This is a genomic window from Rhizobium sp. G21, assembly GCF_014158035.1.
In the GTDB taxonomy this organism is placed as follows: Bacteria; Pseudomonadota; Alphaproteobacteria; order Rhizobiales; family Rhizobiaceae; genus Rhizobium_E.
Genome location: NZ_JACFXW010000001.1, coordinates 3,131,064 through 3,153,499 on the forward strand (window position 1 = coordinate 3,131,064; position 22,436 = coordinate 3,153,499).

Annotated in this window: 19 protein-coding genes and 6 pseudogenes; 1 reads left to right on the forward strand and 24 read right to left on the reverse strand. The window is 63.3% G+C overall.

Annotated elements, in window-relative coordinates; genetic code table 11:
- From H2O14_RS15690 to H2O14_RS15700, 3 genes are all read right to left on the reverse strand, one after another.
- On the reverse strand, nucleotides 1–297 hold the full coding sequence (locus tag H2O14_RS15690) for a putative quinol monooxygenase (RefSeq protein ID WP_182828385.1): 297 nt from the start codon (nucleotides 295–297) through the stop codon (nucleotides 1–3).
- A gap of 142 nt (nucleotides 298–439) precedes the next feature.
- Nucleotides 440–979: a peroxiredoxin gene (locus tag H2O14_RS15695; protein ID WP_182828386.1), complete on the reverse strand. Its 540-nt coding sequence runs from the start codon at nucleotides 977–979 to the stop codon at nucleotides 440–442.
- Nucleotides 980–1,127: 148 nt separating this feature from the next.
- Complete coding sequence (locus tag H2O14_RS15700; protein ID WP_246697410.1) at nucleotides 1,128–1,961, reverse strand: transporter substrate-binding domain-containing protein; 834 nt, start codon at nucleotides 1,959–1,961, stop codon at nucleotides 1,128–1,130.
- Nucleotides 1,962–2,167: 206 nt separating this feature from the next.
- Here H2O14_RS15700 and H2O14_RS15705 point away from each other — a divergent pair, with 206 nt between their 5' ends.
- Nucleotides 2,168–3,967, forward strand: coding sequence for a glycosyltransferase (locus H2O14_RS15705; protein WP_182828387.1), 1,800 nt, complete (start codon nucleotides 2,168–2,170; stop codon nucleotides 3,965–3,967).
- 18 nt (nucleotides 3,968–3,985) lie between these two features.
- Here H2O14_RS15705 and H2O14_RS15710 read toward each other — a convergent pair whose 3' ends face one another.
- The 21 genes and pseudogenes from H2O14_RS15710 to H2O14_RS15800 form a co-directional block, all read right to left on the reverse strand.
- Nucleotides 3,986–4,648, reverse strand: a complete 663-nt coding sequence (locus H2O14_RS15710; protein WP_312858611.1) for a TIGR02117 family protein — start codon at nucleotides 4,646–4,648, stop codon at nucleotides 3,986–3,988.
- A gap of 8 nt (nucleotides 4,649–4,656) precedes the next feature.
- Nucleotides 4,657–4,899 (reverse strand): hypothetical protein, encoded by a 243-nt coding sequence (locus tag H2O14_RS15715; protein WP_182828389.1) that lies wholly within the window; start codon nucleotides 4,897–4,899, stop codon nucleotides 4,657–4,659.
- A gap of 56 nt (nucleotides 4,900–4,955) precedes the next feature.
- Nucleotides 4,956–6,668 (reverse strand): urease subunit alpha, encoded by a 1,713-nt coding sequence (ureC, locus tag H2O14_RS15720; RefSeq protein ID WP_182828390.1) that lies wholly within the window; start codon nucleotides 6,666–6,668, stop codon nucleotides 4,956–4,958.
- 4 nt (nucleotides 6,669–6,672) lie between these two features.
- Nucleotides 6,673–7,317 carry a Urease operon accessory protein gene (locus tag H2O14_RS15725; protein WP_182828391.1) on the reverse strand — a complete coding sequence of 215 codons (645 nt, stop codon included), beginning with the start codon at nucleotides 7,315–7,317 and terminating at the stop codon, nucleotides 6,673–6,675.
- A gap of 1 nt (nucleotide 7,318) precedes the next feature.
- A pseudogene (locus H2O14_RS15730) lies at nucleotides 7,319–7,728 on the reverse strand (lysozyme inhibitor LprI family protein).
- A 140-nt stretch (nucleotides 7,729–7,868) separates the two neighbouring features.
- The gene (locus H2O14_RS15735) at nucleotides 7,869–8,174 is read right to left on the reverse strand and encodes an urease subunit beta (protein WP_182828392.1); all 306 of its coding nucleotides are present in this window, start codon (nucleotides 8,172–8,174) and stop codon (nucleotides 7,869–7,871) included.
- A 15-nt stretch (nucleotides 8,175–8,189) separates the two neighbouring features.
- Nucleotides 8,190–8,492, reverse strand: coding sequence for an urease subunit gamma (locus H2O14_RS15740; protein ID WP_182828393.1), 303 nt, complete (start codon nucleotides 8,490–8,492; stop codon nucleotides 8,190–8,192).
- A gap of 87 nt (nucleotides 8,493–8,579) precedes the next feature.
- Nucleotides 8,580–9,398, reverse strand: coding sequence for an urease accessory protein UreD (locus tag H2O14_RS15745; protein ID WP_182828394.1), 819 nt, complete (start codon nucleotides 9,396–9,398; stop codon nucleotides 8,580–8,582).
- A 144-nt stretch (nucleotides 9,399–9,542) separates the two neighbouring features.
- Nucleotides 9,543–10,238 carry an urea ABC transporter ATP-binding subunit UrtE gene (urtE, locus tag H2O14_RS15750; protein ID WP_182828395.1) on the reverse strand — a complete coding sequence of 232 codons (696 nt, stop codon included), beginning with the start codon at nucleotides 10,236–10,238 and terminating at the stop codon, nucleotides 9,543–9,545.
- 172 nt (nucleotides 10,239–10,410) lie between these two features.
- Nucleotides 10,411–11,161: pseudogene (urtD, locus tag H2O14_RS15755) on the reverse strand (urea ABC transporter ATP-binding protein UrtD).
- Nucleotides 11,162–11,165: 4 nt separating this feature from the next.
- Nucleotides 11,166–12,332, reverse strand: a complete 1,167-nt coding sequence (urtC, locus tag H2O14_RS15760; protein ID WP_182828397.1) for an urea ABC transporter permease subunit UrtC — start codon at nucleotides 12,330–12,332, stop codon at nucleotides 11,166–11,168.
- Nucleotides 12,329–13,946: pseudogene (gene urtB / locus H2O14_RS15765) on the reverse strand (urea ABC transporter permease subunit UrtB). The gene urtC and the pseudogene urtB overlap by 4 nt, the downstream one beginning before the upstream one ends.
- A gap of 138 nt (nucleotides 13,947–14,084) precedes the next feature.
- Nucleotides 14,085–15,374 carry an urea ABC transporter substrate-binding protein gene (gene urtA / locus H2O14_RS15770; protein ID WP_182828398.1) on the reverse strand — a complete coding sequence of 430 codons (1,290 nt, stop codon included), beginning with the start codon at nucleotides 15,372–15,374 and terminating at the stop codon, nucleotides 14,085–14,087.
- A 200-nt stretch (nucleotides 15,375–15,574) separates the two neighbouring features.
- Nucleotides 15,575–16,474, reverse strand: coding sequence for a sugar phosphate isomerase/epimerase (locus H2O14_RS15775; protein WP_182828399.1), 900 nt, complete (start codon nucleotides 16,472–16,474; stop codon nucleotides 15,575–15,577).
- 82 nt (nucleotides 16,475–16,556) lie between these two features.
- Nucleotides 16,557–17,497, reverse strand: a pseudogene (locus H2O14_RS15780) (ABC transporter substrate-binding protein).
- Between the two features lie 68 nt (nucleotides 17,498–17,565).
- On the reverse strand, nucleotides 17,566–18,549 hold the full coding sequence (locus H2O14_RS15785) for an ABC transporter permease subunit (protein WP_182828400.1): 984 nt from the start codon (nucleotides 18,547–18,549) through the stop codon (nucleotides 17,566–17,568).
- Nucleotides 18,550–18,580: 31 nt separating this feature from the next.
- Nucleotides 18,581–19,192 carry an ATP-binding cassette domain-containing protein gene (locus H2O14_RS29445; protein WP_409526925.1) on the reverse strand — a complete coding sequence of 204 codons (612 nt, stop codon included), beginning with the start codon at nucleotides 19,190–19,192 and terminating at the stop codon, nucleotides 18,581–18,583.
- Nucleotides 19,092–20,162: a sugar ABC transporter ATP-binding protein gene (locus tag H2O14_RS29450; RefSeq protein ID WP_409526955.1), complete on the reverse strand. Its 1,071-nt coding sequence runs from the start codon at nucleotides 20,160–20,162 to the stop codon at nucleotides 19,092–19,094. Before H2O14_RS29450 ends, H2O14_RS29445 begins: the two co-directional genes overlap by 101 nt.
- Nucleotides 20,102–20,422 carry a hypothetical protein gene (locus H2O14_RS29455; protein ID WP_409526956.1) on the reverse strand — a complete coding sequence of 107 codons (321 nt, stop codon included), beginning with the start codon at nucleotides 20,420–20,422 and terminating at the stop codon, nucleotides 20,102–20,104. Before H2O14_RS29455 ends, H2O14_RS29450 begins: the two co-directional genes overlap by 61 nt.
- 106 nt (nucleotides 20,423–20,528) lie before the next feature.
- A pseudogene (locus H2O14_RS29460) lies at nucleotides 20,529–21,494 on the reverse strand (carbohydrate kinase); the annotation flags it as partial.
- Nucleotides 21,491–22,266 (reverse strand): annotated as a pseudogene (locus H2O14_RS15800) (DeoR/GlpR family DNA-binding transcription regulator). The pseudogenes H2O14_RS15800 and H2O14_RS29460, both read right to left, overlap by 4 nt.
- Between the last annotated feature and the right edge of the window lie 170 nt (nucleotides 22,267–22,436).

Genomic DNA, 22,436 nt, shown 5'->3' on the forward strand with positions numbered 1-22,436 from the left:
TCAGCTCACCTCCACATCGGCCGCGTCGATGATCTCGAGCCGCTGCTTCAACACCGCGCCCGAGATGGCGGCGCCGAAGGCTGCAATGTGCGGCGTCTTGAAATGCGCCTCGAGGTGGTCGCGGCTCTCCCAGGTCTCGACGAAGACCAGGCGGCTCGGCTTGCGGACGTCGGCGTGAAGCTCATAGGAGATGCAGCCGGCTTCGGCCTGGGTGGCCGCGATCAGCGGCTCGGCGGCCGCGATCACGCGGGCGGTTTCGGACTGTTCGGTCTCGAGTACAGCGATGACATAGATCATTTATTCTCTCCAGCGTGGCTGTATCTGAAGCGATTTTCCAACGCGGCGCAATGTCTTTCGCCTGCTTTGCCCCATAAAAACACCCCGGAAATCGCAAGGATTTCCGGGGTGATATTCGCAGGACGACGACCTTGACGGTCGATCAGGCGGCCTGCCTCAGACCGCGCAGGTTTTCGAGGATGTTCTGCGGCGAAGAGACGCCGTAGGGATCGGTTTCGCAATTGTCGGAAAAGCCTTCCTCCTCGAACCATTGCTCGACCACGCCGTCATTGATCACGGCCCCGTAGCGCCAGGAGCGCATGCCGAAGCCGAGATTGTCCTTGGCGACCAGCATGCCCATCTTGCGGGTGAAATCGCCCGAACCGTCCGGAATGAGCTTGATGTTGGCCACGCCCTGGCTCTTGCCCCAGGCGTTCATGACGAAAGCGTCGTTGACCGAGATGCAGTAGATCTCGTCGACGCCTTCGGCCTGGAAATCGGGATAGAGCTTTTCGAAATCCGGCAGCTGATAGGTGGAGCAGGTCGGGGTGAACGCGCCTGGCAGTGAGAACAGAACCACGCGCTTGCCCTTGAAATAGTCGGCGCTGGTCTTGTCTTCCCAGCGGAACGGATTGGGGCCGCCGATGGAGTCGTCGCGCACGCGGGTGCGGAAGGTGACGTTTGGAACTTTCTTGCCGATCATATGCAGTCTCCGTCAGGTCCGGCGCGGCGCAGCCGCCGCCGCTCAATTCTTGTGTTTTTCACACTAAGGAATTTCATGCCGCAATGCAGCATAAAATACAGCGCGGCGGGACGCCGCATGCCTGCTTTGCACCTGATGCATGGCTGGCTTATAAGCCCTTCGGAAAGTACCTGAGGTAGAGATCGGCCAGGCGACCATTGCGGGCGATAGCGATCAAGGCGTGATCGAGAGCCTGGGCCACCACCGGATTGGCGGGAGCGGTCATCGCCGCCATGCCTTCGCCGAGGAAATGCGAGGAGTAATACGGGCCGCCGAGAAAATCGCAGCAATTGTCTGCGTCCTTGGAGTCCAGCCAGAAGGACAGTTGCAGCGCATCGCCGAACACGGCCTTGACCTCTCCCTTGCGCAGAGCCGCCAGCATGGTCGGGCGATCTGCAAAGCCGACGAGCGACAGGGTCGGGAAGAAGGCCTTGGCCATGGCCTCATGCGCAGAGCCCTTCAATACGCCGACCGGACGATCGCCGAGATCGGCGGGCGCTCGCTGCGGGCCTGCATCGGCGCGACGGGCGGCGAAACGCGCCGGCAGGCGCAGATAGACACGGCTGAATTCATGGCTGTCGCGCAAGTCCGGCGTGATGCGGGCGCCGGCGACGGCGACCTCTCCTTCACCCTTGTCGAGGCGGGTGACGAGTTCCGCATAGGGCGCCGCTTCGATCTGACACCGCTCCATCATGTCCAGCGCAGCGCAGATCTCGCGGGCGAGATCGACGTGAAAACCCGACAACTTGCCCGACTGGTCGATAAAGTTGAAGGGCGGAAAATCCACGGTTGTCAGAAACCGCAGGCGGGGGATGGCGCGGAGATCGGGTTTGGCGACTTTTTCGCGCGGGTCGAACGGATAGAGCATGCCCTGACCGGCCGGAGGCGCGGCCGGCGCGGAGTTGGGCGCGCCGACAGCGAGAGCGGCCAGCAGCAAAAACAACGTGACACAACCCCAGGCTTCATTATGATGGATCCGTTTTATATCGAATTTTCTCTTTCATCGGATGTATCAGAGTCATGCTGGACGGGGAACGGTTTCATTTCGAGCATTGGCGCCGGCGAAGACACGACAAGCCGAAGCCGCATCCGCCGGAAGCGGGAAACCCGCCGGATTTCGCAAAAGCTCATCTCGCGAAAGAAAGAGCGGTGCTTGCAAAGCTCGGCCTTTCCAAGCCATGGCTCGACGAACTCGAAAGGCGAGCGACGTTGAGCGGGGCGACGCTGGAGCAGGAACTTCTGTCGGACGGGCGGGTGCGGGAAGACGCCTATTACGGCGCTCTGGCGCGCGGGCTCGGCCTGCCGTTCATGGACAATGTCCCGCCTGCCTTGCTGGCCGATTGTGCGGCGATCGACACGCAACTGACCCGGCCGCGCATCATCCGTTGCCGCAGACCCGATGGATCGCCGCTCACCGTGATCGTGCCGGAACTGTTGCGCCTCTTCGAAGAAAGAGCGCAGTTCGAGCGCGCGCCGAGATTGAGGGAGCAGTTCGCGGTCACCACGCCCAGCGCCCTACGGGCGGCGGTGCGCGAGACCGGGCGTCTGCGGCGGGCGGAGCAGGCTGCTTTCGGTCTGGCGAGGGCTCATCCGGACATCAGCGCCCATGAAGTGCTGTCGAAAGGCCAGAAGGTCGCGGCCGCCGTTCTGCTGGCGCTTGTCTTCGTCGTGATGGCCATCCATCCCGCGAGCACGGTCCACTGTCTGCATCTCCTGTTCTCGATGCTGTTCTGCATTATGCTGCTGCTGCGGCTGGCGGCGCTGAAGGCCGGCGCGCCGCTCAATCGCCGACAGAACTTCCCGGCCGATCCCGGACCGACGCCCGTCTATACCGTTCTCGCCGCCCTTTATGACGAAGCCGCCGTCGTCGGGCAGTTGATCGAGCGGTTGAACGGGCTGAACTGGCCACGATCACGGCTCGACATCAAGCTGCTCTGCGAGGAGCGGGACGACGCGACGATAACGGCGTTGAGAGCGATCGATCTCGGTCCCGAATATGAGGTGGTCGTCGTCCCCGACATCGGCCCGCGCACCAAGCCGAAAGCGCTGAATTACGGCCTGATCGAAGCCCGAGGCGAATTCCTGGTGATCTATGACGCCGAAGACCGGCCCCATGCCGACCAATTGATCGAAGCCTGGCATCATTTTCGCGCCGCGCCTCGGACCGCCTGCTTCCAGTCGCCTCTGGTGATCGGCAATGGGGGAGAGGGGGCGCTGCCCGCATTGTTCGCGCTCGAATATTCGGCGCTGTTTCGTCGACTGCTGCCGTTTCTCGCCGAGCGTGGCCTGCCGCTGCCGCTCGGAGGAACGTCCAATCATTTTCGCACCGACGTCTTGAGGGCGGTGGGCGGCTGGGACCCCTACAACGTCACCGAAGACGCCGATCTCGGCATGCGGCTCCATCGCGCCGGCCATGCAACGGAAATGCTGACGCGGCCCACCGTCGAGGATGCGCCGACCCGGCAGCGCGTCTGGATCAACCAGCGCAGCCGCTGGCACAAGGGCTGGATGCAGACCTGGCTCGCCCATATGCGCGACCCCGCCCGTCTCTACCGCGATCTCGGCTTTCGCGGCTTTCTCGCCTTTCATCTGGTGGTGACGGGACAGCTTCTTTCGGCGCTCGCCCATCCGCTGACGCTGCTGTTGGTCGCCTCCTCCATCGCCCATGTCGCGACGTCGGAGCCCTATTCTCCCTGGGAGCAGGCGTTGTTTGCGATCGACCTCGCCAATCTGTTCGGCTCCTACATGGTCTTCACGCTGATGGGCTGGGGCGCGATGCCCAAGGAGGAGCGCAGGCGGCTGGGGACTGCGCGCTTCTTCGTGCCGGTCTATTGGCTGATGATGTCCTGGGCCGCGTGGAAGGCGATGCGGGAATTGCGCGACCGACCGTTTTTCTGGGCGAAGACGCCGCATGAGGCGAAAGCGGATGTACGGCGCGGCAAGACGTGACGGCGGATATTTGGGTGATCAGGGCTCCCGGTCGTGCAGGTCGAGCGAGAGGGTCAGCAATTGCGGCAAGGGCGTCCACCAGCCGGTCGAGACCCCGGCCGCGCGCAACGCCGCCGCCGTCCAGGTGTTGCAGCCGACCAGCGCATTGAACCAGCCGTCGGCTTCGAAAAAGGCGTCGCTCTGCCCGTAGCCTGCGCCGGGGATGGCGATGGGCTGCCCGTCTATTCGCGTGAAGCTCTGCTCGATATGATCGAGAAGACGCGCATAGCCCTCGGCGTCGAGCGCAATAGCGCGAACATCCGGAGCCGCCGACAGCGAGCTCCGCGCCACGCCGACATGCATCACGGCGCGATCCACGGTCAGCGCTCTGATCACCGGCATAGGCTTGAGGTCCGACCAGTTCGGCGTCTCGAGATAGAAGGATCGGCCGCCCCAGCCGAGGATCAGCCAGGCGGCGTCGGGATGGAAGATCGGCGCGCCGGCGGCCTCGACAAAGCCGAAGCGCGCGCGGATGGCCCCGTCGAGCGGGATGGCGATGTCGGTGTGGATCGGGTTTGAGAGGACGAGGATCGTTGTGTGCGGCTGGTCGAACTCTGGCGACGTGAAAAGTGGTCTGGGTATCAGCGTGCCGAGCACAACAAATGCGAGGATGCTCAGCAACGCCCGGAAAAACAATCTCACCGTCGTCTTCAATCGATCAGTTCAAGGTGATGCTTGATGCGCGCGACGTCCTCGGCAAGACGGTCAACCCGAATCCCTATCAATGCGATGTTTTCAGCGTCGCCGGACCGGTCACGTCTCAAGCTCGCCATGCTGATCTCAAGACGCGCCAGACCGTGAGTATGATCCCGCAGCGTTTCCTTCATGTCGCGTATGTCCGTGCGGATGGCCCGCAGATCCTCGAGAACCAAATTGTCGATGTCGTCCGCCATCTCAGGCTCCCATGGATCGCGTCAAAAAGAATAGGCGCGATCCCGGAAATTGCAACTCAGAACAGGAAATAGCGCTGCGCCATGGGCAGCACGGTCGCGGGCTCGCAGGTCAAGAGCACGCCGTCGGCGCGGACTTCGTAGGTTTCCGGATCGACCTCGACATGCGGGGTCAGGTCGTTGTGGATCATCGACTTCTTGGAGATGCCGCCGCGGGTGTTCCTGACGGCGACCATCTGCTTGGCCGTTCCGATCCTGCCCTGCAGGCCGGCGTCGAGCGCCGCCTGGCTGACGAAGGTGACGGACGTATTGGTGCGGGCCTTGCCGTAAGCGCCGAACATATGGCGGTAATGCACCGGCTGCGGCGTCGGGATCGAGGCGTTGGGATCGCCCATCGGGGCCGCCGCGATCATGCCGCCGAGCAGCACCATGTCGGGCTTGACGCCGAAAAAGGCCGGCGACCACAGCACGAGGTCGGCGCGCTTGCCGACTTCGATGGAGCCGATCTCATGGCTGAGACCATGGGCGATGGCCGGGTTGATGGTGTATTTGGCGATGTAGCGCTTGACGCGGACATTGTCGTTATCGCCCTTTTCCTCGGGCAGCGCGCCCCGTTGGCGCTTCATCTTGTCGGCGGTCTGCCAGGTGCGGATCGCCACTTCGCCGACGCGGCCCATGGCCTGGCTGTCGGAGGAGATGATCGAAAAGGCGCCCATGTCGTGGAGAATATCCTCGGCCGCAATGGTCTCCTTGCGGATGCGGCTTTCGGCGAAGGCGATGTCTTCCGGGATCGACGGGCTGAGGTGGTGGCAGACCATCAGCATATCCAGATGTTCGGCCAGCGTGTTGATCGTATAGGGCCGGGTCGGATTGGTCGAGGACGGAATGACGTTGAGCGAGCCGCAGACCTTGATGATGTCGGGCGCATGTCCGCCGCCGGCGCCTTCGGTGTGGAAAGCGTGGATGGTGCGGCCCTTCATGGCGGCGAGCGAATCCTCCACGAAGCCGGATTCATTGAGCGTGTCGGTGTGGATCATCACCTGCACGTCGTAGTCGTCGGCGACGGTGAGGCAGCAATCGATCGCCCCGGGTGTCGTTCCCCAGTCTTCATGCAGCTTCAGCGCCGAGGCGCCGGCGAGGATCATTTCCTCCAGCGCTGCGGGCAGCGAGGCGTTGCCCTTGCCGGCGAAAGCCAGATTCATCGGGAAGGCGTCGGCGGCCTCGATCATGCGCTGGATATGCCAGGGGCCAGGGGTGCAGGTGGTGGCGAGCGTGCCATGCGCCGGGCCAGTGCCGCCGCCCAGCATGGTGGTCAGACCGCTCATCAGCGCGTCTTCGATCTGCTGCGGGCAGATGAAGTGGATATGCGCGTCCATGCCGCCGGCGGTGAGGATCTTGCCCTCGCCGGCGATGGCTTCGGTGCCGGGGCCGACGATGATGTCGACGCCGGGTTGCGTGTCGGGATTGCCGGCCTTGCCGATGGCGGCGATACGGCCGTCCTTCAGGCCGACATCGGCCTTGACGATGCCCCAGTGATCGATGATCAGCACATTGGTGATGACGGTGTCGACCGCGCCGTTGGCGCGCGTGACCTGGCTCTGGCCCATACCGTCGCGGATGACCTTGCCGCCGCCGAACTTCACTTCTTCGCCATAGGTGGTGAAATCCTTCTCCACCTCGACGAAGAGTTCGGTGTCGGCCAGGCGCAATTTGTCGCCGGTGGTGGGGCCGAACATGGAGGCGTAAGCCGCGCGGGACATTTTAAAGGACATGGCGTCAAGCTCCTGAGGCGATGCGGAGGGAGGAAGTGTCGTGATAGCGGGTGAGATAGCCTTCGCGGATGCGGGCGTCGATCCACTGGCGTTCGGCGTCCCATGGGTGCCATTCCCAGCCCTGATGGCCGAAACCCATGAGCATGATCGCGTCGCCGGGGCGTGCGCGGCTCGCCAGAAATTCGGCGATGACGATCAGGCCGGTCGAGGGCGTGACATAGGGCGGCGGATCATAGGCTGAGAGTTCGGCGTCCAGCCGGTCATGGGTGGCGGCGGGCAGCACGTAATGGGTCTTGCCGGAAGCCGCGCAAAACGCCGCAAAACCATCCGTATAGTCGTCGCAGAAATCATCGAGTTCGGGATGGCTGATCGCCAGCGGCGCCCTGAGGCTCTCGAACTTCGCAGGGTCCCGTATGCTCCAGATCTCGGAGGCCGCTGCGACGCAAGGGTTGGCGCGCCAGGCGGGGTCCTCCAGCATCCTCTTGCCCGGACGGCCGGTGTTGCAGACGGCGACGATGTCGGTGCGTCCACCCGAAGGGCCGGCCGAACGGCAATCATTGAAGCGGATGACGATGTCGGCCGTCCCGGTGAGAGCCTTTTCGCCCTCGTCGAGATCGGCATTGCCGACGATCGTCACCCGCCGCGTCATCTCAGTTCCCCATGCCTTGCGCCAGTTCGTTCAGTTCCTTGGCGCGGGCTGTGGAAAGCTCGGCCTTGCAACCCATCATCAGCATCGGCTCCATCGTGCCGCCGCGGGCCAGCCGCCGACGCCTTCGCAATGGCCGTCGCGATAATCGATCCAGGCGCGTTGGGCTTTCTTGAGCGCCGCGACCGCGCCGACGGAGGTCGCGCCCATGGTTTCCTCGACGTCGGCGTCCGCTTTCTTCTGCGACGCCATGGCGCGCTTATAGGCTTTGTTGAGCGCGGCGTCGGCCTTGTCGAAATCCTGCTCGGCGCAGAAATTCATCTCCATCTGGGTCTGTGCGTTTTCGCAGTCCACGTCCGGCGCATCCTGCGCCAGAGCGGGCATTGCCGCGCAGAGGCTCGAGACGGCCACCATGAGTGTGGTGATTTTCATTTTGTTTCCTCCCATTCCTGTCCATCCATTGGCGCCGATCGGTCGCCTCTGTCCAAACCTTTAGTCTACACTCGGTCAGTCACCGTGGCGCATGCCCGGAGATTGCGCGAACAATCCAGCCGTCACAGCGCGCCCATCACCTGCTGGCGAAAGCCGTAGACTTCGCGCTTGCCGGACAGCGGGATCAGCGTGACGGTGCGCTTCTGGCCCGGTTCGAAACGGACGGCGGTGCCGGACGGGATGTCGAGGCGCATGCCGCGGGCCTTGTCGCGGTCGAAATCCAGCCCCTTGTTGGTCTCATAGAAATGATAATGGCTGCCGACCTGGATCGGACGGTCGCCGGTGTTGGCGACATCGATCGTCACCGTGGGCAGGCCGGCATTGAGTTCGATCTCGCCTGATGCGGCAATGAGTTCGCCTGGGATCATGACCATCGCTCCTGTTCAGCGGATCGGTTCGTGTACGGTCACCAGTTTGGTGCCGTCCGGAAATGTCGCCTCGACCTGCACGTCATGGATCATCTCGGCAATGCCTTCCATCACCTGGTCGCGGGTGACGACATGGGCGCCGGCTTCCATCAGATCGGCCACCGAGCGGCCGTCGCGGGCGCCTTCGACGACGAAATCGGAAATCAGCGCGATGGCTTCGGGATAGTTGAGCTTGACGCCGCGCTCCAGCCGGCGGCGAGCCACCATGGCCGCCATCGAGATCAGGAGCTTGTCTTTTTCGCGTGGAGAGAGGTTCATCGGCTGCTCCGCATGGATGCTGGTCTGGACGCAATCAAATCCGGTCGACACGGTCTGGCAATACGCCAAACGACGGTGGACGAACGGTCAGAGATGCCACACTTTCGGCGGGGCGGCGCCGTTTCGCAAGAGCGAAATTGCCGGGATCAGGATTTTTCGGAGCTCGAAGCCCTCCGACGCGGTGAGACGCAGGATCAGCTTGTCGTTCCAATGGCTTGCGCCGCATCCCGGGCGGTCGACGAGCGCGCGCGCGGCGGCCAGTTTCGCCTCCGCGTCGGGCCCGCAATAGAGAAGCGTCGCGAAGGCGCGGTTTCCCGAAAGCACCGCCTTGCGCGCCTGGAGATCGGCGATGTCGCCGTCGAGCCGCAACTCCTCGGCATGGATCAAGCGGCCGGCGCGGCGGATGCGCCAGCTGTCCCTGAACAGGCCTGACGTCACCGATTCTCCCATGGCCTTGCGACCGAGCAATACGGCTTCGAGCCCGAGAAATCGGGCGGAGGCGGCGAGATTGACATCGAGGCTGCGCTTCAGCGCGCCTTGGTCGAACAGGATGGTTTCCTGGGGCAGCCAATGCAGCGCCGCATCGGCGCCCACCTTGAGAACCGTATCGACGGACGCATGGCCGCCCGAGGAACGGTAGACGCGTTCGCAGGCCTGGGTGGTGACGGTGACATGCGTGTCGGCGCCGGCCTCGACGGTCCAGTCGATCCGGTCGCCGCCGGTCAGGCCGCCCGACGTGTTGATCAGCACCGCCTCCATTCGCCCATCGAATGATTCAGGCATGCGGATCTTGGCCGCGCCTTCCTGATAGAAGACGTCGAGCCGGGTGCGGCCCGCCAGAGCTTTGGTCACGAGGCGGGCGCGGCCCTTGGCGCGTTGCGGGCGAATCTGGGCGAGTGCTGTCACGGGTCACCATGCAAAGACCGGCATGAGCGCCGGCCTGGTCTTGATCGTGTTTTTTCAAGCCTGAACGAATCTGTCAATCGATTAGGCTGATTTGTCGATTGCTGAAAAAAGCGCCAATCTTCGCCCGGTATCAGCCAGGCCCGGTCAAACCGTCAGATGCCGGCGCGCCTCGGCCGTATCCAGCGTCTCGGCTGCGCCCTCGTGCACGATCTCGCCGCGATCCATGATGTAGACGTGGTCGGCGAGTTCGCGGCAGAAATCGAGATATTGTTCGACCAGCAGGATCGCCATGCCGGTGGAATCGCGCAGATATTTGATGGCGCGGCCGATATCCTTGATGATCGAGGGCTGGATGCCCTCGGTCGGCTCGTCGAGCACGAGGATCTTGGGGCGCGTCACCAGGGCGCGGCCGATCGCCAATTGCTGTTGCTGACCGCCCGAGAGATCGCCGCCCCGGCGGCCGAGCATGGATTGCAGCACGGGAAACAGGCTGAAAATGTCGTCGGGAATGTTGCGGTCGCCGCGTTCGACCGGCGCGTAGCCCGTCTCCAGGTTTTCCTTCACCGTCAGCAGCGGAAAAATCTCGCGGCCCTGCGGCACATAGCCGATGCCGAGCTTGGCGCGGGCATAGGGCGCCAGGCCGTTCAGCGTCGCGCCGTTGAAGGCGATCGCGCCGCCGCTGACGGGATGCTGGCCGGTGACGGCGCGCAGCAGGGAGGATTTGCCGACGCCGTTGCGGCCGAGCACGCAGGTGATCTTGCCCATTTCGGCCTTGATCGAGACGCCGCGCAAGGCTTGCGCCGCGCCGTAGTGGAGGTTGGCTTTGTCGACGGTCAGCATGGAGCACCTATAGCGATCATGTGGAGGACTGAAACACCCCCTCTGCCCTGCCGGGCATCTCCCCCTCAAGGGGGAGATCGGCTGTGGCGAAGCGGCGTGTTCACAATCTCCCCTTGAGGGGGAGATGTCGCGAAGCGACAGAGGGGGTAAGGCGGCAAGATCCATCATCTCCTCACCGCCCCAGATAGTTCGATGACCTTGGGGTCGCTCGACACGAAATCGATCGAGCCCTCGGCCAGCACCGAGCCTTCGGCCAGGCAGGTCACCTTGACGCCGAGGTCGCGGATGAAGCCCATGTCGTGCTCGACCACCACCACGGAGCGGGTCTTGGCGATTTCCTTCAGCAGGATCGCGGTCTCCGCGGTCTCGGCGTCGGTCATGCCGGCCACGGGTTCGTCGACCAGCAATAGTTTCGGCTCCTGGGCGAGCAGCATGCCGATCTCCAGCCATTGCTTCTGGCCGTGGCTCAGATTTGCGGCGTAATCGTCCTTGCGGGCTGTCAGCCGCACCGTTTCGAGGATCTCCTCGATGCGCGCCTTGTCGGCCGCCGACAGCGAATAGAAGAGCGTCGCGAAGACGCCGCGCTTGCGGTTGAGCGCCAGTTCGAGATTGTCCCACACCGTATGGCTCTCGAACACGGTCGGCTTCTGGAACTTACGGCCGATGCCGAGCTGGGCGATGTCGGCCTCATCCTTCTTGGTGAGATCAATCTCGCCATTGAAGAAAACTTCGCCGGAATCGGGCCGGGTCTTGCCGGTGATGATGTCCATCATCGTGGTCTTGCCGGCGCCGTTGGGGCCGATGATGGCGCGCAGTTCGCCGGGTTCGACCACGAAGGACAACGAGTTGAGCGCCTTGAACCCGTCGAAGGACACCGAGACGCCGTCGAGATAGAGAATGCTCCGGGGCTTGATATCGCTCATCGTCTTACTCCGCGGCTTCGGCCCCGGCGGCGAGGGCGGCGTCGCGCGCCTTCTCGTCGTCTGCGGCCTTCTGATAGGATTTACGGGTGGCGAAATACTGGGTCACCGTGCCGACGATGCCCTTGGGCAGGAACAGCGTCACCAGAACGAACAGGCCGCCGAGCGCGAAGAGCCAGAATTCGGGAAAGGCGCCAGTGAAGAAGGTCTTGCCGGCATTGACCAGCACCGCGCCGATGATCGGCCCGATCAGCGTGCCGCGACCGCCGACCGCGGTCCAGATGACGACCTCGATCGAATTGCCGGGCTCGAATTCGCCGGGATTGATGATGCCGACCTGCGGCACGAACAGCGCGCCGGCGATGCCCGCCATCATGGCGGAGACGACGAAGGTGAACAGCTTGATGTTTTCCACCCGGTAGCCGAGGAAGCGGGTCCGGCTTTCGGCGTCGCGGACGCCGATCAGCACCTTGCCGTATTTGGAGCGGACGATGGCGGAGGATAGCAGCAGGCACAGCGCCAGCATCAGCGCGCTCATGAAGAACAGCGTCGCGCGGGTTCCGTCCGATTGAACCGAATAGCCGAGGATGTCCTTGAAATCGGTCAGGCCGTTATTGCCGCCGAAACCCATGTCGTTGCGGAAGAAGGCGAGCAGCAGCGCATAGGTCATCGCCTGGGTGATGATCGAGAGATAGACGCCGTTGACGCGCGAGCGGAAGGCGAACCAGCCGAAGATGAAGGCGAGAATGCCGGGCGCCGCGATCACCATCAGCATCGCGAACCAGAACATGTCGAAGCCATGCCAGAACCAGGGCAGCTCCTTCCAGTTCAGGAAGACCATGAAATCGGGAAGGACAGGGTCGCCATAGACGCCGCGCGGGCCGATCTGGCGCATGAGATACATGCCCATCGCATAACCGCCGAGCGCGAAGAAGGCGGCATGGCCGAGCGAGAGGATGCCGCAATAGCCCCAGACCAGATCCAGAGTCAGCGCCAGCAGCGCATAGGTCAGGTATTTCCCGAACAGGCTCATGACATAGGTCGGTATGCGGAAGGCGCTGTCGACGGGCAACAGCAGATTGGACGCCGGGACCAGGAGGCCGATCGCGAGAATGACCGCGATGGCGATGACGATGCGTTGATCCAACGCGCGGAGCAAAAAGCCGGTGATCATGCTTCGATCGCCCTTCCCTTGAGTGCGAAGAGACCACGCGGCCGCTTCTGGATGAAGAGGATGATGAGAACCAGCACCAGGATCTTGCCGAGAGGCGCCGACGGTCGGCTCGAGGAACTTGTTGAGGACGCCGAGCGACAGGGCGCCGACCAGCGTGCCCCAGAGATTGCCGACGCCGCCGAACACCACGACCATGAAGCTGTCGATGATGTAGGACTGGCCGAGGTTCGGAGAGACGTTGTCGATCTGGCTGAGCGCCACCCCGGCGATGCCGGCGATGCCGGAGCCCAGCGCAAAAGTCAGCGCGTCGACCCAGGGGGTGCGGATGCCCATGGAGGAGGCCATCCGGCGGTTCTGGGTGACGGCGCGCATCTGCAGGCCGTAAGCTGAGCGTTTCATCAGCATCAGCAGCGCGAAGAAGACCGAGAGCGAGAAAACGACGATCCAGAGGCGGTTCCAGGTGATCGTCATGCCGCCCAACGGGAAGGAGCCGGCCATCCACGAGGGATTGCCGACTTCCTGGTTGGTGGGGCCGAAGATGGTGCGGACGAGCTGCTGCAGGATCAGCGAAATGCCCCAGGTCGCCAGGAGCGTTTCCAGCGGCCGGCCATAGAGAAAGCGGATGACGCCGCGTTCGATGATCAGACCCACGGCGCCGGTGACGAGGAAGGCGACCGGCAGCGCGATCGCCAGCGACACGTCGAACAGGCCCGGATAATTGTCGCGGATGACGTCCTGAACCACGAAGGTCGAATAGGCGCCGAGCATGACCATTTCGCCATGCGCCATGTTGATGATGCCCATGACGCCGAAGGTGATGGCGAGGCCGATGGCGGCGAGCAGCAGAACCGAGCCGAGCGACATGCCGTACCAGATATTCTGGAGCGTGTCCCACAGCGCGAGATTACCCTGGATGGAGGCGATCGCCGCATCGATATCGGGCTTGACCGCAGGATCGGCCTTGCCGGCGGCGGCCATCAGGATGCCGATGGCGTCGCGGCCGCCGATCTTGTCCCGGATCGTTTCAATCGCGGCCTTCTTTTCGTCCGCTCCGAGATCGGACCCGAGAACCGAGACCGAGCGGGCAGTTTCCATGCGGGTCTTGACGACGGCGTCGGTCTCCTTGGCGATGGCTGCCTCCAGCAGGCCGAGATTTTCGGCGCTCGGAGATTTCAGCACGGCGTCGGCCGCCTGAAGCCGGACATTGCGATCGGGGCTGAGCAGGGTCAGCCCGCCCAGAGCCGAACGGATGGCGCGGCGGAGATTGTTGTTTACCCTGATTTTGGTCAACGCGCCTTTCGGCTCCTCGCCGACAACCTCTTCCGACAGCGGGTCGATCAGCGAAAGATTCGCGCCGGCGGGTTTGGTCAGGAATACGGATTTGTCGGACTTGCGGAAATAGAGGTCGCCTTCGCCGAGCGCCTCGAGCACCGGAACCACGCTGGGGTCGCCGGCGGCCGCGAGCGCCTGAACGATGGCGGGAATATCGGGCAGCTTGGCGGACGCCAAAGCGTTGATCTGTGTCTTCAGGTCCTGCTGGGCCCATGCGACCGTCGCGGCGGCGCTCAGCAACAGCGACATGGCGAGGAAAATGGTTCTGAATGCGCGTGACATTATGGTGTCCACCAGTGTTTCGCCCGGGAATGCGAGCGGTCCGCACCTTCTAGCGTCGGCGCCGAACCCTCGAAAACAGAGCGGGCAGCCTGTGACTGCCCGCTCCTCAACTCATCCTCTTGGGGTTAGAGGATGCACTCAGGAGCCCTTGCCGCCGCACTTGCCGGTGGCGACGTTGAAGTTGCCGCAGGACATCGGCTTGCGCCAGTCGGAGATCAGATCCTTGGAGTCCGGCAGGTAATCGGACCATTCGTCGCCGACGACGGCGGCCGTCTGCTGGACGATGTCGAACTGACCGTCGGCCTGGATTTCGCCGATCAGCACCGGCTTGGTGATGTGATGGTTCGGCATGACGGTGGAGGTGCCGCCCGACAGATTGGGGACGGAGACGCCGATGATCGAATCGAGGACCGGGTCCGTGTCGGTGGTGCCGGCGGCTTCGACGGCCTTCACCCAGGCGTTGAAGCCGATATAGGCGGCTTCCATCGGGTCGTTGGTGACGCGCTTGTCGTTCTTGGTGAAGGCGTGCCAGGTCTTGATGAACTCGGCGTTGACCGGGGCGTCGACGGACTGGAAGTAGTTCCAGGCAGCCAGGTGGCCGACGAGCGGGGCGGTGTCGAGGCCGGCGAGTTCTTCTTCACCCACCGAGAAGGCGACGACCGGGATGTCTTCGGCCTTGATGCCCTGGTTGGCCAGTTCCTTGTAGAAGGGCACGTTGGCGTCGCCGTTGATGGTGGAGACGACGGCGGTCTTCTTGCCGGCGGAGCCGAACTTCTTGATGTCGGAGACGATCGTCTGCCAGTCGGAGTGACCGAACGGCGTATAGTTGATCATGATGTCCTCTTCCTTGACGCCCTTGGACATCAGGTAGGCCTTCAGGATCTTGTTGGTCGTCTGGGGATAGACGTAGTCGGTGCCGGCCAGCACCCAGCGCTCGACGCCTTCGGTGGCGGCGAGATAGTCGACGGCCGGGATCGCCTGCTGGTTCGGAGCCGCACCGGTGTAGAAGATGTTGCGCGAGGACTCTTCGCCTTCATACTGGACCGGGTAGAAGAGGATGGAGTTCAGCTCTTCGAAAACCGGCAGGACCGACTTGCGCGACGACGAGGTCCAGCAACCGAACACGGCGGCCACCTTGTCCTTTTCGATCAGGTCGCGGGCCTTTTCGGCAAACAGCGGCCAATCCGACGCCGGGTCGACGACGACGGCTTCGAGCTTCTTGCCGAGAACGCCGCCCTTCTTGTTCTGCTCCTCGACGAGCATCAGCATGGCGTCCTTGAGCGTGGTCTCGGAAATGGCCATGGTGCCGGACAGCGAATGCAGGATGCCGATCTTGATCGTATCGTCGGCGGCGAACGCGCCCTGGAAGGCGGTCGCCGAAAGCATGCCGGCGACGAATGCGCTGGTGAGCATGGACTTGAGTTTCATGGAATTCCCCTCTCGCTTGGTGGCGCAACGGTTTAACGAAGTCTTAATGTCCGTTGTCTGAGGGGACTATCCGTCCGGATTGTGCAATGCGACATACGTCATTTGACGTAAGGGGGGGGGGAAAAGAAACCACCGCCGGAATGACCGAGGCCAAACGGCCCCGATACCTTGCCTCGAGGCGGTGGAGGGTTCGGCTTTGTTCAGAGCGAAGGCAGATGCGGCGTTTTGACGAGGTCCGCCTTGAGTCTCGCCGTTTCGAGCCCCAGGTCGATGAACTTGTGGGCGTGGCGGGCCAGCGCGGTGTTGTCCTCCCAGAGATTTCGCCAGATCGCGGTCTTGAGCGAAAGATCCTTGTCGACTATGGCCGTCGAAAAAGATTCGAACGTGACGTAATCGTTCCAGCCGATGGCCGCCAGCGCGTCGAAAATGCCGGTGAAATCGACGGAGCCGGTGCCGAGATAGCCGCGGTGGCTCTCGCCGATATGGACATAGCCGATCTTGTCCGCCGCATTGCGGATCGCCAGGCCCACATCGGCTTCCTCGATGTTCATGTGGAACGTATCGAGATGCAGGAAGATGTTGGAGGAGCCGGTGTCGTGTATATAGGCCAGTCCCTGGGCGGCGGTGTTGAGCATATTGCTCTCGAAGCGATTGACGATCTCGATATTGAGCGTCACTCCGGCAGCCGCGGCCCGGTCGGCCACATTGGCGAGCGTCTGCACGCTCGTATCCCAGCCGCGGCGGGTCAGCGCCGTCTCCTGCTTACCATGGGCGGAACTCAGTATGCCGGCGAGCTTGGAGCCGCCGATGTCGCGCACCATCGCCACCGCCTGGTCGAGGATGGCCTCGCCGCGAGCGACGATCGCGGCGTCGTCGCTGGTGATGTCGCCCTCCGGCGGCAGGCCCATGCTGACGGCGACGTCCAGGCCGAGTTCGTCGATCCGACCGGCGAGCCATTTGATGTCGACCTGGGTCGGGTCGAGATATGAAAACTCGATGAGCTTGTAGCCGAGCGCGTATGTGCTGTTGAGCGCCTTCTCGAGCTCCGCGCGGGAAGAGCCTGCGCTCCAGACGAAAGAATGGACACCAATCTTGGACATGGGACGGATGCTTTCGAATCGGGGGTGAATGGAGCGCGAGGCCGGCCGGAACCGCGCCGGCCTCGCTGCCGGGAGGAGGCGCTCAGCGCGCCGCGGTCCAACCCTTGTAGTCCTTCAGATTGTCGGCGGTGATGAGCTGCGGGTCGAGCAGAACGACGGGTTCGGCCGGCTTCTTCCCGTTCAGCACATCGACGGCCATCTTCAGGGATTGCCCCGCCATCACATACGGGTCCTGAGAGGCCGAGGCCTTGATCATCGAATTCGCGTCGGCGAGCGACTTTTCGATGTCGGGCGCGCCGTCGACGGCAGTGATGATGAACTCCTTGCGACCGAGTTGCTTGGCCGCAAGTTCGGCGCCGATGGCGGTGGGATCGTTGATCGCGAAGACGGCGTCGATCTTGTCGAAGCGGGTCAGCAGACCCTGCATGACCGCGAGGCCGCCGTCACGCGACGCCTGGCCGTTCTGGTCGTCCGAGAGGATCTTGATGTCGGAGTGCTTGGCGAGCGATTCCTTGCAACCCTGGACGCGCTCCAGGATCGAAGAAGACGCGGGGCCATTGATGATCACCACGTCGCCCTTGCCGCCGAGCTTGTCGGCGATGTAGTCGCAGGCTTTGGCTCCGGCCATCACATTGTTGGTCATCACGGTCACGTCGGCGCCCGGCGCAGACACGTCGAAGGCGGCGACGATGACGCCGGCCGCCTGGGCCTTCTTCACGGCCGGCGCGATCGCCTTGGCGTCGACGGCGTTGAGCATGATGATGTCGACGCCGGCGGCGATGAAGCTGTCGATCTGGGAGACCTGCTTGTTGAGGTCATAATCGGAGGAAACCGAAATCACCTCGACATTCGGATTGATTTCCTTGGCGCGGTCCTCGATGCCCTTGATCGTGGCGACGAAGAACGGGTTGCCGAGCAGACCGACGGAAATGCCGATCTTGTTGAGGTCTTTCGCGCGGCGGCGGGCATTGCCAGCGCAGTTGCCATGGCCGTACCGATGAGCAATTTGGAAATTAGACGCATGCTTCTCCTCCTACTATGACGCTCCCGCGCCTTCTGTTTCCGGATTTCCCGGTTCGCTCAGCCCGACGTCATGTCCGGCTAAGTCCCTTGAGCCTGTAGCGATCGAGGCCGACGGCGACGATGATGACGAGGCCTTTGATGATGTACTGCCAGATGTCGGACACCCCCACGAGGATGAGGCCGTTGGAGAGAACGGCGATGATGAGCGCGCCGATCAATGTGCCCCAGATCGATCCTACACCGCCGACGAAGCTGGTGCCGCCGAGAATGACCGCGGCGATGGCGTCGAGTTCATAGGCTTGGCCGAGTTGCAGGCCATTGGCGGCGTAGAGGCGCGCCGCCGACATGGCGCCGCCGAGGCCGGCGAGCAAGCCGGACATGGAATAGACGAAGAGCAACACCAGCGGCACCTTGATGCCGGTCAGTCGCGCAGCCTCGGTATTGCCGCCGACCGCATAGATCCAGGCGCCGAGCACGGTGCGCTTGAGAATGAACCAGGACAGCAAGATGGTGGCGACGGCGATCACCGCCAGCCAGGGAAGTCCGAGGATCGTGCCGTTGCCGATGAAATCGAAGGGGAGGTCCGCGTTGAAGACGGTGGTGTCGCCGCCGAGCAGGCGGGCGACGCCGCGGATCGCGGTCAGCGAGCCGAGCGTGACGATGAAGGGCGGCAGCTTGAGATAAGCGATGATCGCCCCGTTGGCGAAGCCGCAGGCCAGCCCGCTCAATATGGCGGCGGCTATACCGAGCATTCCCAAATCAGGCACGAGCGAGACGATGACCGCCACCATAGCCGATGCGGCGAGAATCGAGCCGACCGAAAGATCGATGCCGCCGGTGAGGATCACGAAGGTCATGCCGGCGGCCAGCACCGTGTTGATGGACGCCTGCTGCATGACGATCGACAGGTTGTTGACGCTGAGAAAGCGTCCGCTCAACACATGGAACCCTATGGACAGCAAGATCAGCACCGGGAGCATGCCGAGCGCCGTCAGCGTCGAGCGCAGTCTGATCCGGTCCATCACTGTCTGGTCGGTTTCGGTCGCGCTCATGAGGTCCGTCCGTGTTGTTTCTGTGTTTCGGTCATGCCGCCGGCTCCATCGTGCCGGTGGCCAGCGCCATTATGGCTTCCTGTTCGATCGCGGCGCCCGTCGCGCCGCCGACCTCGCCCGCGATCCGTCCCTCGCGCATGACGAGAACACGGTCTGCGATGCCGATGATTTCCGGCAGGTCGCTCGAGATGACGACGATGGCGATGCCGTTTTGGGCAAGTTCGTCGATGATGCGGTATATTTCCGACTTCGCGCCGACATCGACGCCGCGCGTCGGTTCATCGAGGAAAACAACCTTAGGTTTTGTTTCGAGCAGGCGCGCCAGCAGCGCCTTCTGCTGATTGCCGCCCGACAGCGCGCCGACATTGACGTTGGCGCCCGTCGTACGGATCGACAGCGTCGAGATGGCTTTGAGCGCTCGCTCCTGGCTCGCGCGAAGTTGCGGATGCCGGCCAGCTGGGAGTCCTTGCCGATCACCCCGATATTGATGTTGTCGCTGATCGACATGTCCAGAAACAGGCCGAGGGATTTTCGATCTTCGGTCAGGTAGGCGATGCCCGCGTCCAGCGCTTCGCGCGGCGAGCCGATGGAGAGCGCCTGCCCATTGAGAAAAAGCTCGCCCGAGGTTTTGGATCGGCGCCATAGATCAATCGCGCCAGTTCGGTGCGGCCCGAGCCGACCAGTCCCGCGATGCCGAGCACTTCGCCCGCCTTCACATCGAAGCTGCAGTGGTGAACACGCCGGCCGTCGCCGATATCCTTGATTTCGAGCACTGCGGCGCGGGCGTCGTCGGCCGCGCGGTGCTCCTTTTTGTAGAAGGTCGACAGATCGCGGCCGACCATCATGGACACCAGCTTCGACGCGGTCAGCTCCTCACGCATCAGAGTGCCGACATAGGCGCCGTCGCGCAGTACGCTCACGCGGTCGGAGAGCTGATAGATCTCCTCCATCCTGTGGCTGATATAGATGACGGCGATGCCATCGGCCTTGAGCCGTTCGATGACGTCGAACAGGCGCTCGGTCTCGCGGCTGGTCAGTGAGGTCGTCGGCTCGTCCATGACGATGATCCGGGCCTTCGTCGTCAGCGCGCGGGCGATTTCGACCATCTGGCGCTCGCCGAGCGACAGCTCCGACACCCTGGCGCCGGGGCCGAATCCGATGCCGAGCTGCGTGAGAATCGGTTGGGCGAGCCGGTGCAAGCCGGCGCGGTCGATGACGCCGAAGCGCGCAGGTTCGGCGCCGAGGAACATGTTTTGAGCCACGCTCAGGTTCGGGGCGAGCGAAAGCTCCTGGTAGATCACGGCGATGCCGTTCGCCTTGGCCTTGAGCGGATTGCCGAGCGCCACCGGCAGCCCATCGATCAGAACCGAACCGCCGGGATCGGCGGTATAGGCTCCCGACAGGATCTTCATCAATGTCGACTTGCCGGCGCCATTCTCGCCCATGAGCGCATGGACCTCGCCGGCATAGGCAACCAGATCGACGCCCGACAGCGCCCTGGCCGGACCGAAGGTCTTGCTGATCGCGCGCATTTCGAGGAGAGGGCGGGTCGTCATGCGCGCTTCTCCTTCGGAGCGGTGTCGCCTTGCATCGTCTCGACCATCTGCCGCCATGTGCGGCGATAATCGTCCAGCCCGGGCATCGGGAGGGGTGCTGCCTCCGCGCAGTCGTTGATGAAGGGGCTTTTGCCGACAGCGTCGAAGACGAGGGCCGCTGCGCCCAGCGCGCTGCCTTCCGGATTGTTGCTGGTGTGGACGATCTGGCCGGGTCTCAGCGCCGCCAGCAGCGGCGCATAGAGGGCCGACTTCACAAGGCCGCCGTCGATGACGATGGTGTTGTCCGAGCCGATGAGATCGAGCGAAAGGTCGGTCATCAGGGGATATAGAGGAGCGCCGCGGCGGCGCGTTCCTCCCCTCGACGGATGGGCCGACGAAGCGGCCAGCGTGGCCCTGAACCGGGCCGCCGGCCGCGAAGGACGGCAACGCGAAAGCGCGTTGGGCGATGACCGACTGGATCGCCTCGATCGAGATCGGCTTCACCCAGCCTCGGCTCGCCACCTCATATTCGCGACCGCCCATGAAACGGATCGTCGCGACAGGTTTGTGGTCGACCGTGACATTGGCCAGCATGTCGCGCGCCGGGTCCAGCCGGTCGAGCGCGCTTGCCGGATTGAAGATGACGACCCAGGTGCCGCTGGACACCAGCGTGAAGTCGGCAAAGCCCAGCGAGCGGTAGAAATAGAGCGCCGAGTTGCTGTCATGCACGCCATTGTGCACGGCCACGTCGGTCGTCCGGCCGTCCGAGAGCGTCACCGCATAGCGTCCAACGTCTTCTCCCGCCCCGACGAGCGGCGGCATTTTGGATCGCCAGCCCATGCGGTCGACCAGGCTCGAGAAATCATCCTTCAGCGGCGCCCATAGATGGGAGTGGCAGCCGAGATAGGAGACTTCGGACAACGGGCGCCCGCTGAATTTCCATGTCCAGAACTGCGGATAGGGGAGGATCGACTCCGTCTTGTCGATCAGCGACGGGTCGCGCGCGTCGAGCCAGAGCAGATGGCGGCCATAATTGAAGCCGAGAGGCAGAAGAGGCGAAAACGTCTCATGGAAATCGGGAGCCATCGCGTCGATCCGATCGGCGATCTCGCCGGGCGGCTCTTGCTCGTAGTCCATGATCGGGTGGACGAGTTCGCCGCCGGCCGCCAACGCGAAGGTGCAACCGTGGCCGGAGAACATGATGCGGCTCACGGCGTAGCCTTCGACCACACGCGCCAGCTCGCGACGCATCCATTCGAAGAGGGCCTCGTCATCGAGAACCCTGATGTCGCCGTGATCGCGCCAGACCGGCCTGGTCCTGACTTCGTCGATGACCGCGCCGTCCCCGGCTATCACGAAGAGCTTGGAGTTGGTCTTTCCGAGATCGAAGACGGCGATCGGAGAGGTCATGCGCCACCTCCGATGTCAGCGATGCAAACGGAGATTCCGGCGTCTTCCATCATCTTGGCGGCCGCGTCCGGCAGGCCGTCGTCGGTGATGACCATGCTGATGCGGGACAGCGGAAGCGCGACGTTGCGCGGCTTCATCGAGAACTTGCGGCTGTCGGCGAGCAGTACGATCTCGTCGGCGCAGCCGGCCAACTCGTTGATCACCTTGACCAGCAGAGGATGGGATTCGAGCACGCCATTGGCGTCGATGCCCTGCGCGCCCAGAAAGAGACGCGACGCGAAAAACCCGGCGCGCCGCCGGAGGCGTCATGGATGATGCCCGGTTCGCGATAGAGATCGCCGCCTGCGACGCTGAGATGGCAGGTTCCATGCTCGCCGAGATAGGCGGCCAGAGGCATGGAATTGGTCCAGATGCGCAGGTTGCGATAGGCCAGCAACGTGCCGAGCTGGTAGCATGTCGAGCCCGCATGGACGATCAGGGAATCCCCGTCCCGGATCAGCGCCGCCGCTTTTTCGGCGATCGCCCGCTTGGCTTCCACCGCTATGTCGCGGTTCTCGTCAAAGGGCTTGGCCGCGAGCCGGCTGTTGGACGCCTCGCTGGCGGAAATGCCGCCATAGACTTTGCGGGCGCGACCCAGTTCGTGGAGCTTGTCGATGTCACGACGGATGGTGGCCGGAGACACGCCGAGCCGTTCCTGCAGATCCCGCACGGATGCGAATGGGGTCTCGCGCAGAAGGTCGATGATAGCCTTGTGACGGTCGGTGTCGTTCACGGTTTCCTCCCGGCGTCTCCCTCGCCGATGAGTGAAGATAATCACAGTTATTGCGGAGGTTCAAGTACGATGATTTAAATTCCTCACCGCTTGACGATATTTGATCACCGCAATACGATGCCGGCCGAAGATCGCTCGTAGAAATGACAAATTTCTTTGTTCGGGCTCGT